Source organism: Flavobacterium sp. ACN6 (assembly GCF_002304005.1).
Classification (GTDB): domain Bacteria; phylum Bacteroidota; class Bacteroidia; order Flavobacteriales; family Flavobacteriaceae; genus Flavobacterium.
In genome coordinates, this window is the sequence record NZ_MRCQ01000008.1 from 219,624 (window position 1) to 231,741 (window position 12,118).

A 12,118-nucleotide genomic window follows, 5' to 3' on the forward strand; every position below is an offset into this window, starting at 1 on the left:
ACTTCCGTCCAATAAACTTGGACGGAAGTTTTAAGCTGAATTTTATTTTAATAATCTCTTATTCAAGAACTACTTCAAATCAAATTCTGCTTATTCCATAAATTATAATACTCCGATTTTTGATCCAACAAATCAAAATGATTACCTGACTCCACAATAGAACCATTTTTCATTACCAATATAGTATCAGCGTTGGCTATTGTGCTTAAGCGATGTGCAATGACAATTATTGTTTTTCCTTGTAATTTAAAATTATCAATTACATCTTTCACAATTTTTTCTGAGTTTGTATCTAATGACGCCGTTGCTTCATCCATTAATAAAATTTCAGGATTTTTATACAACGCCCTAGCAATTGCTATTCTTTGCTTTTGCCCTCCAGAAAGCATTGCTCCATTTTCACCAATTTGTGTTTCAAAACCATTTGGCAGTTTTTCTACAAAATCTGTAATTCCTAATTGTTTGGACAAATCCAAAACTCTTTGGATATTGGGAAATGAATCTCCTAAAGCAATATTTTCTATAATGTTTCCAGAAAACAAATTAAGCTGTTGGGGAATAACACCAACAATTTTCCTTAAACTCTTATAATGGACATGTCGAAGATCAAAATCTCCAATATTAATTTTACCTTCTTTTATTGGGTAAAGATTTTGCAAAAGCGAAATTAAAGTTGTTTTTCCGCTACCGCTTTCACCAACAATAGCTGTGGTTTGGTTTTTCTTGAATATGGCATTAAAATTTTTAAAAACTTCCACTCGAGACCCATACCGAAAAGAAACATTTTCAAATTTTATATCTCCCATATTTTCTTTTGTCAATTCAATCTTGTTTTCTGTTTCCTCTCTTTCTAAATCCATGATTTCAAAAAGCCTGTCTGCTGCAATTAAAGCATTTTGCGCTGTTTTATTCATATTAATCAAGGATGCAACAGGCGAAGTAAAATAACCGATCAAGGCATAAAAGGAAAACAATTCTCCAGGAGTAATTGATCTGTCGATTACATAACCTGAACCAATCCACATTAAGATTACAGTAAATACAGATGCCAAAAACTGTGTCGATGTTGTGGCAAAAATGCCATTTAGACCAGATTTATATGTTATGAATAATAGTTTTACAAATTTGTTTTCGGTTTTTAAATTTGAAAACTCTTCAATCCCAAATTCTTTAACAGTTCTAACATGCGTAATGCTTTCAACTAATTGTGTTTGTAATTCTGCTGCATTCTCCATTATGTTTCTTTCAACCTTTTTGTTGAATTTATTTAGCAGAAAATAAACAAAAACATAAAACGGAATAACCAGAATAATGACCAAAGCCAATTTCCAATAATAAGTAAACATTAATGAAAATGAAAAGACAACAATAAAAACATTTACAATCATTTCGATTGCGGTTTCATTTATAAAAGATCGAATCTTTACAGCGTCATTTATTCTTGATGTGATTTCTCCAATCTGCATGGTATCAAAAAATCGTTGAGGCAGATGAAGCAAATGTTTATAATAACCTAAGATTAATTTAGCATCAATTAACTGGCCTGTTTTCATCACAAAAACACTCTTCTTCGCCCCAATATACACTTGAAGAAGAATAATTGCGATCATAGAAACACTTAATAAATTAAGCAGATTTCTATTCCCATCGACCAAAACATAATCTGTTATTTTTTGGATATAAATAGACATTGCCAATCCTAAAACTGTAAATAAAACAGCTCCAACTAAAGCCTGAAGTAAAATAGTTTTGTGAGGTTTAATTAAATTCCAAAACCGTTTTATAGGTGACGTTTTTTCATTTAATGTTTTAAAATCATCATTTGGTGCAAAAAGAATGAGAACACCTGACCATGTTTTTTGAAACTCCTCAATAGCATACTTTTCCATCTTACCAAAGCCTGGATCCATAACTGTAATCGTTGATTTTTCAACTTTGTAAATAACGACATAATGAAGCAGTTGTTCTTTTGTAATAATATGTGCAATAGCAGGAAGAGGAATTTTATCTAAAGAATCTAAACCTCCTTTCACCCCTTTAGCAGTAAATCCCATTTTGTCAGCAGCTTCAATTATTCCAAGAACATTCGTTCCTCGCTTGTCTGTGTTGGCATACTGACGTATTCTCGCTATAGGCAGATTAACTTTAAAATGGTTTCCAATAGACGCCAGACAAGCAACACCACAATCTTTAATATCATGTTGTTTTATTTTAATTGATGCCATTTATTCTCTAATTTGATATTTGTTTTGGGTTTAGCCAATCATCAATTTTATCAAATAACAATTCGAATAAACTTCTGCGGGTAATTATATATCTTGTGGTTAAGGTCATGCCTTTTGAAACTTTTGTTTTATAACCCGATTTTAATTGTAAGGTCTGTGAATCTAAAGAACATCGTACTTTAAAAAAAGCCTGTTCGCCCTGCATGGTTATATTGTGGTCAATATCAATTACTCTTCCTTCTAATAAACCCCACTGATTGTAATTGAAAGCGTCTAACTGAAATTTTACTTTTTGGTTTTTCTTTATCAGACCAATATCGTTTGGCGAAACATTACTTTCTATAATAAGATGGTCTGCCGAAGAAATGGTTGCAAGAGACTGCGAAGCATTTATAAATGAACCTTTTTGAATACCCGAATAGTTTTCTATTGTACCTGAAATGGGTGCTAAGACCACATAATTATTTGATTCCACGTTTATTTTAGCAACGGTACCATTTAAGTCTTTTAAACGATCATCTAAATCTCTCCTTTGATTTTCCCAATTTGATTTTTGCTGGCTTACAAAAGTTTGCAATTCGTGCCTTGCCAAACGTAGTTCATAATCAATTTTTTCGAAATCTGCCTTGGCAATAATATCTTTATCGTACAAAATCTTATTTCGGTCATAATTTATTTGAGCTTGTGCTATTTTACTTTGCAGTTCATTTCTTCCAGATTGAAATCTCAAAAAATCTTCTCTTGCTGTACTCGTCCTCAAATGCGATGTTTTATTTTGTAAAAGATTTGAAATATCATTCATTAATAAAGAAACAGAGTTCGACAAAGTATCATGTGTTCTTTTATCGCTTTCCAGATTTTCTTTGGAAATTTTTAAAAGTGTATCTCCTTTTTTTACAAACGCATTATTTTTTAGAACTATCTCATTTATTCTTCCACTTACAATTGTTGAAACTGGGACATTATCTGTTTTACTACGAATTATACCACGGCTCTGACTGCTTATATCTAATTTAATTACTGGCAATAATCCCAAAATATTGATAACAGCAAGAAGAATTATCAAATAAATTGAAAAGCTTTTTGTTTTGTTTTTTGCAATAAGATTTTCGAGAGTGTTTATAGGGTCTGAGCTAAACTGCATATCAATTAATTTGAGGTGCTTGTCAATAAATTAAATATGGTATTTTCCAGAATTGTAGTTATCAATTATTGCCTTTGCTTTTTCATAATCTTCTTCGGCTACTTTTAGTTTTATAGCATTTATATCTCCAACTAAAACTCACCATGGATTAAAAACAGACATTAGTGATGCATCTTCAAAAACTTGAATTGAAAAACTTTCCAATAACATTTTCAAAACAATTGCTTCTTCTTTACTTCCTTGGTGAATAGATATTCTTCTTTCTTGCTCGATCACTTTATTTCATTTTAATCTATGATCATAAAACCAACTTTGCTGTTATGATCTAATAATTTATGATTTAAACCTACTTTGAATATTAAATAAGTATAGATAAAATCTCCAACCGCACCTAAAGTCATGGAAAAGCCTATAAATAAAAAAGTCAAATTATTATAAAGAAATCCATAGATTGAAGGCAATAATCCCAGAATAAAAATGGCGCAAGTGCAACAACTAACATCTTCTTGGATTCTAACGGTTCTATACAATTTGCAAAAGGCATTACATATTTCTTAATGAAACCAAATTTTACCGATTGCCATCCTTTTTTTGAAAAAAGCGCCATAAAAATCCCATGTATAATTTCATGCACAAGTATACCTACGCAAATAATTAAATTAGGAACCAATAAAATTAAAAGTACATTTAGTTTTTTATTATCAAAAAACTGTAATGTTTGCTTTACTACTTTCATATTCGCTGCAAAAATCTCATTCCATGTTAAATAAAAAACAAATAGGAAAAGCAAAACAATCGGAACACTTATTAGCATTCCCAAAATTTGAACTTTTTTAGAATCAATAGAGATTTCTTTCATTTTCTATTATTTTACAATTTCTAATTTCTAACAACTCCTGTGAAATTTTAATTTTTTCAATTGATACTAATTCTGTTTCAACAGTCTGATTGATTTGATTAAAATTTATTTCATTTTTATTATATGCCAAAATTTCATTTTTATCAAATGAAACACTCATTAATTGATTTTTCATAGGCTGTATTAATAAAATTAATATCACAAATAGTCTTCATTTTACAATTAAAGCTATTATCTTCATTGAATAGTGGTATAAATAAGATTCAAAAATATTATCTAAATTCATACTTTGGACTATAAAAACAATTATAAACTTTTTTTTGCAAAGGAAACCGAGCACACCAGCTCTTCATATCTACAGACACCCTTAATTCGTTTGATTCTATTATTCATTCAATACTTAAATTAAAAGATCTACTTCACTTTGTTAAAATATTTTTTAACATTTGGAATAATCAAATCAAAAATGATTAAGCCTGCGATCAGGATAAATAGAATTATTTTCTTTTGCTCAAAATTGACATGAAAAAAAAATACAGCTACGACATATAATAGGGTAATCACATAAAGTATAATTCTAATTTGTTTCATTATATAAATTTAGATTAGTTGACTTACTGAACAAGATTATATCCTTGTCACAATTAGAGTTGTGGCAAGGATAACTTTATTATTATTTATTACATTGTTCACAATTCGCATCATGATAAGCTACTGCCATGAGACCTAAATATGCCAATCCTCTTAAAACAGGAACAATCCAACCCCCTTCTACTTCTTTAATTTCTTGAGCATTAAGCTCTGCCAAATTTAAATCGTCTAAATTCACTAATTCTAATTGCATAATTTTAAATATTAAAGGTTAATAAAATTCAACAAAATCATTTTCTCGAGAACGTTTTCGTTGTAGCAAACTTATCAGAGTTCCGTCTAATAAAATTGGACGGAAGTATAAATCATCTTTTTTTTGAAAATTATTTTAAGAACAGCTCCTCTTCGATCATAGAATATTGAAATTTTCCAAACTCCTGTATTTTAGAATTTTTTATTAAAAATATACTATCACAATCTTTATAAAGAGTTTCCAGAATATGAGACGAAATAAAAACAATACTTTTTTTTGATAATTGTCTGATATAATTCATCAGTACATAATTAGACTCTAAATCAAGTCCATTAAAAGGTTCGTCAAAAATATAGATGCTATACTCTTTCTGAAAAACAGCATTCATGTAAGCTTTCTTTTTCATTCCTGTCGAAAAAGTTTTGATGAGTTTATCCTGAGGAACATCAAACATTTGAAAATCACTATTCTTAATATTTAATAATTCCTGGTAAAAAAAGGCAAATTCTTTTGCCGTCAATTCATCATAAATTACGGGTTCAGTAGGACACCATGCTATTTTTCCATGAAAAGAATTTTCTGCTTCATGAGCAATAGAACCAATAAAAGAAGTTAAACCCATTATGCACCTAAATATTGTAGTTTTTCCTTCTCCATTTTTTCCTACAACTCCATAAATACCGTTTTCGGATATAGAAATCGAAATGTTTTCTAAAACTGTTTTATTTCTATAAGATTTATTTTTTATGTCAATTTGAAACATTCTGAATCGCTTTAATAGTTTTAACTGATTTTAGATACAAAAATGGAATAATAACAACAGATATTCCCAACGGAAGCATAACCAAAAAAACGGCAAGCATAATTTGATGTAAAAATTGATTGTTGAAATAGGAATATTTGAATATGATATTGAGTATTGGAATAGCAAAAATTAAAGGTATAAAACAGAGAAATTCCCATTTTTGAAATACCATCAGTGCAATAATTAAGGGTACAGTTGTTATTAGGGAATTTGTGATTGCCGTTTTGAATTGCTTATTAAGATAACCCTTCCCTGAATAATAACTCATCTTTATGTTTTCGTAAGCTTCTCTTTGAAAAGAAGGTAATGCACTCAAAAATGAAGCAACAAAAAATGAAGCTATAATAAGATTTTCGTTATTGTATAAATCTCCAACAACCACAAGAAAAATAGTTAGAGGAAGAAACAAAATTAATTTGTTTTTGCGCCAACAAATATTCCAAAAAGGATCAAACAGTTTAAACGGATATTTGATTGTTTTTCCGTAAAATTCCGGAACAGCAATAATGTAAGCCGCTATTAAAAAAAGATATATTATAATAAATAAATATTCTTTATTCATAAAAAACAAAACCAAATAAGGAAAACTATAAACAAAATATTCTCCATATAATACTAACTTCCATTTCTTATTTAGTTTTAATAGTTCAATATCTTTCCTGTTAACATGATAAAAAAAAATATCTAAGGAAAAGAGAAGTGAATAATTTCTTAAGACATTAAATTTTTTATTCAAACAGAAAAAAAATAATAAATAACCGCAAAGAAATAATATCAAAGTTAATTTGTCCATGGGAGGAAGAAATTTTCTTAGACGAATTAACACCAAAGTTTGAATTAGTTGTATCATATTTTATTATAAAAGGAGCGAGTTACTTATATAGTAAATTCGCTCCTTAAAGTTTTTAATAAATTAATACGCATTATGCGTTCCCCATAATAAAGAAACTGCAATTATTAATGGAATAATTCCACCCTCAATTTCCTGTGTTTCCTGAACATTAAGCTCTACCAAATTTAAATCTTCTAATTTAATTAATTCTAATTCCATAATTTTAAATATTAAAGGTTAATAAAATTCAACAAAATCATTTTCTGGAGAACGTTTTCGTTATAGCAAACTTATCAGAGTTCCGTCTAATAAAATTGGACGGAAGTGAGAACCTCCAAAAATTTCTTTAGATTCATCATCTTTAATAGTTTTTAAAGAGAAATTTAATATTAATTCAAATGAAGTTTCATAATAAAAGGTCTCCCTCTTTTTACAATATTTTACTGGCGCATCGAGTTCTTTTATAAGATCTAGCTCGTTATAAAACTGGCTTCGGCTCAAACATAACCTTTTGGCAAATGTTAAAGGAGAGCCTGTTTTTTCTCCGCAAATTAACTTATGCATTTTTTTGATTCTTTCAATTTGTCTAATAAAATTCATATTCTCACTGTAAAAAATTAATAAAACAAAAAAGTCTTTAAGAAATTCAAAATAGTTTTGTTAACTATTTAAGAATAATCTTTTAAGCTTGAAAAATGAAATTAGAATTGAAATCTTAAAAAGACCTCCTCAATAAGTTTTAAAAATATCAGAATAGGACATTTTGTAACATTTTCACACAATGAAGCACTAATACAATAAGTGAGATTTACTTTTTGTTTAATAAAAACTAATGTAATTATTAACAAACATTTAAAACCTTAAACACTATCTTGCACTCTTATATTAAAATAGAAAACGCTACTTTTGTGCGTTAAATACGAATTAAAAACAAAAAATGGATATAGTTATCAAACTCTCTCAATTTCTATTGAGTTTATCTTTACTTATTATTCTTCATGAATTAGGGCATTTTATCCCTGCAAAATTGTTTAAAACAAGAGTCGAAAAGTTTTACTTATTTTTTGATGTTAAATATTCACTTTTCAAAAAGAAAATCGGAGAAACAGAATATGGTATCGGGTGGTTGCCGCTTGGAGGTTATGTAAAAATTTCTGGAATGATTGACGAAAGTATGGACAAAGAGCAAATGGCTCAAGCTCCTCAGCCTTGGGAATTTCGCACTAAACCAGCTTGGCAGCGTTTAATTATTATGCTTGGTGGTGTTACCGTAAATTTTATATTGGCTTTTATTATATATATAGGGATGGCTTTCGCTTATGGAGATAAATATATTGCAAATGCTGACTTAAAAGATGGTGTTCTGATTGAAAATCCTGCAATGATTAAAGCTGGTTTTAAAACCGGTGATAAAATTATTTCTATTGATGAAAAATTAGTCGAAAACTACAACAGCGACATGAACATGAATGTGATCATGGCAAAACACGTCTTGATAGAAAGAAATGGGCAACGACAAACAATTACTATGCCAACAGATTTTGTTGACCAACTTTCTAAAACAGAAAAAGGGCTACTTATTGATATTCGCAGACCTTTTGCAATTAGTCAAGTGGCTGAAGATTCTCCAAACCAAAATTTAAAACCAAAAGATTTAATTCTTTCTCTTAACGGACAAAAAATTAAATATTTTGATGAAGCAAAAGCGGTTTTAGAAACTAACAAAGGAAAACAAATTCCTGCTGTTGTTTTACGTGATTTGAAAGAAACTCCAATTACTTTAAAAGTTACTAACGATGGAAAATTAGGTGTTGTTTCTGGTGGTTTAGATATGAAATCATTGGAGAAATTAGGATATTATAAGATCAGTACGAAAAAATATGGTTTCTTCGAATCTATTCCGGTTGGTCTTGAAAAAGGTAAAGATCAGTTAGTAGGTTACGGAAAACAATTGAAAATGATTTTTAATCCAGAAACTAAAGCATACAAACAAGTTGGTGGTTTTGCAGCAATTTTCAATATTTTCCCTACTTCTTGGAGCTGGGAAGTATTCTGGTCAATCACTGCTTTGTTGTCAATTATGCTTGGAGTTATGAATTTATTGCCAATACCAGCACTTGATGGTGGACACGTAATGTTTTTATTGTACGAAATGATTAGCGGTAAAAAACCGAGCGATAAATTCCTAGAGAATGCGCAAATGGTTGGTTTTGTTTTACTTATTTCACTACTACTATTTGCTAATGGTAACGACATTTACAAAGCCATTGTAGGCAAGTAAAAAAAAGTCAAAAAAAGAGTGAAAATGTTTTTGAGAAACTAAAAATAGTTTTATATTTGCACTCGCTAAAAAGAGCAACAACTTCCTCCTTAGCTCAGTTGGTTAGAGCATCTGACTGTTAATCAGAGGGTCCTTGGTTCGAGCCCAAGAGGGGGAGCAACTTTTTTTAGCAAACATATTTACCTTTAAGGTGATTCCTCCTTAGCTCAGTTGGTTAGAGCATCTGACTGTTAATCAGAGGGTCCTTGGTTCGAGCCCAAGAGGGGGAGCTTAATAAATACCACTTACAGATGTAAGTGGTATTTTTTTTGTCTCAATACCATGAATAATATTGTTTATATTCTGCATTCCAAAAAACTTAATCGTTATTATATTGGCTATACGAGTGATTTTGACGTAAGGTTAGAATTCCACAAGAATTCGCCTTCAAACAAATTTACAGCAAATGCAAAGGACTGGACTTTGTTCCTTAGCTTTAAATGTGATAATAAAACTCAGGCGCTTTCAATAGAGAAACATATTAAAAACATGAAGAGCAAAACATATATTGAAAATTTAATTAAGTATCCGGAAATAATCGATAAACTTCTGATAAAATATAAAGTCGAATGTTAATCAGAGCCCCGAAAGCTTTCGGGGTTGGTTCGAGCCCAAGAGGGGGAGCTTAAAAAAAAGACGATCAAATTGATCGTCTTTTTTTTTTTGGAAAAATTTCAAAGTTTAAAAAATTCCAAATTCCAATATTATTTAACCGCAAAAGCCTCCAATCTTGTCATTTCGACCGAAGGGAGAAATCACACAAGAAACTCCAAAATCTAAATCACCAATCTTTGCTGACAAACAATTGTGATCTCTCGTCCCTCGAGATGATAAACAAGATCTAGAAAAATGGAACTTCATTTTATATCTTTCTGTAAAACGTTATCTTTTAAATTTCAAATTCAAATATAGCCCGTGGTTTCAACCACGGGAAATTGGTTTACGAATATATTTGCGTACAAATTAGATAAATGTTATCAGGATTTAAAAAATACACATAAAACATCTGTATTCTTGTCATTTCGACCGAAGGGAGAAATCACACAAAAAACTCCAAAATCTAAATCACCAATCTTTGCTGACAAACAATTGTGATCTCTCGCCCCTCGAGATTACAAACAAGATCTAGAAATAATCGATAAACTTCTGAGAAAATACAAATTCGAGTGGTATTTATTTTGTTTTAATACTGGTTTATATTTTGAGTTTATATTTTTTGTAAATTTGCTTCATTATGATAGACATTTCAAACACTGCCGAAAGAATTCAGTTTGCTTTAAAGCAAATGGAAAAAGCTATGCCTGTTGTTAAAAAACAAATAGCTGTCTATGAAAAAAATGTTTCTTTAGGAAAAGATCAAAAAAAACCGCCGATAGCCCCACAGTTTAAGAATGCCTAAACCTCTTTTAGTTGTTATCGCAGGATGTAATGGATCTGGAAAGTCAACCTTTTCCAAACTCCTATCTCCTGAAAGCTTTATTCCTTTTGATTATGATATTGAATTTTTAAGATTTTACAATTCTTTAATAGATTCAGATATAAGAGACAGAATGGCTCACTCAATGGCTTTTAATGAACTGGAAAATCAGATTAAAAAAGCAATTGACAACAAGCGCAGTTTTTGTTACGAAACTAATTTCAACTCCACTCCTCTTCATTGGCCAGAATTATTTAAAAAAAATGGATATGATTTACATTTGATTTTCTTATGCCTTGATTCAGTTGAAGAAGCTAAAAAAAGAGTTGCTATTCGCGTAGAAAATGGAGGACATTTTGTTCCAGATAGTGAAATACAAAAACGTTATTTTGATGGATATAATAATTTAAATTCTTTTTTTAACTACTTTGATTACGTCGATTTATATGACACTTCTAGATATTCAGAAAAACCATCTCATATTTTGTCAATTGAGTCAGGAAAGGTTTTACACATAACACATATACCAAATTATTTAAATATTTTAATTCCAAGTATAATTTAAAGAAAATTTTTAATCTACTTCGCAACCAAAGTCTCACTTTTAAATCTTTTCATTAAAATATCGGCTTTTTCTATTTGATTGATTGCTTTTAAAGACTGCGCGTATCTGTAGTAATAAATAACATCTGGGTCTTTCACCAAATCAAACAATTTCTCATAATAGCCCGCCGCGGTATTAAGGTTTCCGTCGAAGTAAAGACGGTCTGCCACTTTCTGAAGCATTTCTGGTGATTTATAGCCTTTTTCAAGCACTTTCTCATATGTTCCTGCTATATCTACTTTGACATATTTTACAGGCTCCGCAGGATCTGCTTCTTCAACAATAACTGGTTCAGAAGATGCTGTTATATTTTCCATAGAAAGCTCTGGCTGTGTTAAACTTACTTTTACTTCTTGTTTTCGCTTTACATATCTCGGAATTATAGTCCTGGTATTATTTGGTCCCAAATCGTTCGTGTAAACCATATCTAATTTTGTAACCTCATAAGTGGTAATTCTGCCTCCAAAAAGTTTATTAATTCTTTCTTCTACATAATATGATTTTATCACATAATCGCTGTCAGAAGAAAGTTTGTCTGTCAAAAGCACCGTAGTTCCAGATGTCGAAGCAGAAAGACTTGCCATGCGCTGCGCAAAACAAACGAAAGAACATAATATTAAAAATGCACATAAAAGCGATTTGCCGTTTTTCATAATAATTCAATAAAATTATTGGTTTATCTTAAAATTTTATTAAATATATACTATTCAGACGGTTAAGGTTTAAAATCTCTGCAAACAACTGGAAAAAACGTTTAATTACCCCTTTTATCTTAAGCGTTCCTGATTACGGAAAAAGCATCCTTAATTTCGTTGTCCGAAAATGGTTCGAGGGTTTTGGCGAGCTTCATACTCATTTTAATACAACTCAGCATTTTGGTTCGTAAATCGAGATTATTACCGATTTCGGTTTCAAGAATGTACTCAAAAATTTCTGTTAGATATTCGGGATGATTTTTAAATTCTCCCTCGAAACAAATATCCGAAAGGAATTGAGATACAGATTCCATTACCTTTTGATCTGTCGTGGTTTTGTTTTCTATTTTCATGGTGTTTAGTTTTAATGTAC

The 12,118-nt window shown here is 30.1% G+C and carries 16 protein-coding genes and 2 tRNA genes; 6 read left to right on the forward strand and 12 right to left on the reverse strand.

What is annotated here, in order from left to right; all coding sequences use genetic code 11:
• Positions 1 to 74: 74 nt before the first annotated feature.
• The 10 genes from BSF42_RS14230 to BSF42_RS14260 form a co-directional block, all read right to left on the reverse strand.
• Complete coding sequence (locus BSF42_RS14230) at positions 75 to 2,225, reverse strand: peptidase domain-containing ABC transporter (protein ID WP_095953745.1); 2,151 nt, start codon at positions 2,223 to 2,225, stop codon at positions 75 to 77.
• Between the two features lie 7 nt (positions 2,226 to 2,232).
• Positions 2,233 to 3,369 (reverse strand): HlyD family secretion protein, encoded by a 1,137-nt coding sequence (locus tag BSF42_RS14235; RefSeq protein ID WP_095953746.1) that lies wholly within the window; start codon positions 3,367 to 3,369, stop codon positions 2,233 to 2,235.
• Between the two features lie 138 nt (positions 3,370 to 3,507).
• Complete coding sequence (locus tag BSF42_RS22460) at positions 3,508 to 3,645, reverse strand: hypothetical protein (protein WP_172426693.1); 138 nt, start codon at positions 3,643 to 3,645, stop codon at positions 3,508 to 3,510.
• Positions 3,646 to 3,793: 148 nt separating this feature from the next.
• Positions 3,794 to 4,228: a DUF3267 domain-containing protein gene (locus tag BSF42_RS14240; protein ID WP_095953747.1), complete on the reverse strand. Its 435-nt coding sequence runs from the start codon at positions 4,226 to 4,228 to the stop codon at positions 3,794 to 3,796.
• Positions 4,209 to 4,403: a hypothetical protein gene (locus tag BSF42_RS14245; protein ID WP_095953748.1), complete on the reverse strand. Its 195-nt coding sequence runs from the start codon at positions 4,401 to 4,403 to the stop codon at positions 4,209 to 4,211. The genes BSF42_RS14240 and BSF42_RS14245 overlap by 20 nt, the downstream gene beginning before the upstream one ends.
• Positions 4,404 to 4,901: 498 nt before the next feature.
• Positions 4,902 to 5,072, reverse strand: a complete 171-nt coding sequence (locus BSF42_RS22340; protein ID WP_253251067.1) for a class IIb bacteriocin, lactobin A/cerein 7B family — start codon at positions 5,070 to 5,072, stop codon at positions 4,902 to 4,904.
• Positions 5,073 to 5,202: 130 nt separating this feature from the next.
• Entirely contained in the window at positions 5,203 to 5,835 is a 633-nt protein-coding gene (locus BSF42_RS14250) for an ABC transporter ATP-binding protein (protein ID WP_095953749.1), read from the reverse strand.
• Positions 5,822 to 6,727 (reverse strand): hypothetical protein, encoded by a 906-nt coding sequence (locus BSF42_RS14255; RefSeq protein WP_141248457.1) that lies wholly within the window; start codon positions 6,725 to 6,727, stop codon positions 5,822 to 5,824. The genes BSF42_RS14250 and BSF42_RS14255 overlap by 14 nt, the downstream gene beginning before the upstream one ends.
• Before the next feature lie 63 nt (positions 6,728 to 6,790).
• Positions 6,791 to 6,928 carry a class IIb bacteriocin, lactobin A/cerein 7B family gene (locus BSF42_RS22345; RefSeq protein ID WP_253251068.1) on the reverse strand — a complete coding sequence of 46 codons (138 nt, stop codon included), beginning with the start codon at positions 6,926 to 6,928 and terminating at the stop codon, positions 6,791 to 6,793.
• Between the two features lie 60 nt (positions 6,929 to 6,988).
• Positions 6,989 to 7,273 (reverse strand): hypothetical protein, encoded by a 285-nt coding sequence (locus BSF42_RS14260; RefSeq protein ID WP_095953809.1) that lies wholly within the window; start codon positions 7,271 to 7,273, stop codon positions 6,989 to 6,991.
• A gap of 373 nt (positions 7,274 to 7,646) precedes the next feature.
• Between BSF42_RS14260 and rseP the strand changes: the two genes are divergently transcribed.
• From rseP to BSF42_RS14285, 6 genes are all read left to right on the forward strand, one after another.
• Complete coding sequence (rseP, locus tag BSF42_RS14265; RefSeq protein ID WP_095953751.1) at positions 7,647 to 8,990, forward strand: RIP metalloprotease RseP; 1,344 nt, start codon at positions 7,647 to 7,649, stop codon at positions 8,988 to 8,990.
• A gap of 83 nt (positions 8,991 to 9,073) precedes the next feature.
• Positions 9,074 to 9,147 (forward strand) — tRNA-Asn (locus BSF42_RS14270).
• Positions 9,148 to 9,185: 38 nt separating this feature from the next.
• Positions 9,186 to 9,259 (forward strand) — tRNA-Asn (locus tag BSF42_RS14275).
• 52 nt (positions 9,260 to 9,311) lie between these two features.
• Complete coding sequence (locus BSF42_RS14280; RefSeq protein ID WP_095953752.1) at positions 9,312 to 9,605, forward strand: GIY-YIG nuclease family protein; 294 nt, start codon at positions 9,312 to 9,314, stop codon at positions 9,603 to 9,605.
• Between the two features lie 658 nt (positions 9,606 to 10,263).
• The gene (locus tag BSF42_RS22465; RefSeq protein ID WP_172426694.1) at positions 10,264 to 10,428 is read left to right on the forward strand and encodes a hypothetical protein; all 165 of its coding nucleotides are present in this window, start codon (positions 10,264 to 10,266) and stop codon (positions 10,426 to 10,428) included.
• Positions 10,421 to 11,011, forward strand: coding sequence for a zeta toxin family protein (locus tag BSF42_RS14285; RefSeq protein WP_095953753.1), 591 nt, complete (start codon positions 10,421 to 10,423; stop codon positions 11,009 to 11,011). The genes BSF42_RS22465 and BSF42_RS14285 overlap by 8 nt, the downstream gene beginning before the upstream one ends.
• A gap of 14 nt (positions 11,012 to 11,025) precedes the next feature.
• Here BSF42_RS14285 and BSF42_RS14290 read toward each other — a convergent pair whose 3' ends face one another.
• Both BSF42_RS14290 and BSF42_RS14295 read right to left on the reverse strand, forming a co-directional pair.
• The gene (locus tag BSF42_RS14290; RefSeq protein ID WP_095953754.1) at positions 11,026 to 11,703 is read right to left on the reverse strand and encodes a hypothetical protein; all 678 of its coding nucleotides are present in this window, start codon (positions 11,701 to 11,703) and stop codon (positions 11,026 to 11,028) included.
• Positions 11,704 to 11,822: 119 nt separating this feature from the next.
• Positions 11,823 to 12,098, reverse strand: coding sequence for a hypothetical protein (locus BSF42_RS14295; protein WP_095953755.1), 276 nt, complete (start codon positions 12,096 to 12,098; stop codon positions 11,823 to 11,825).
• Between the last annotated feature and the right edge of the window lie 20 nt (positions 12,099 to 12,118).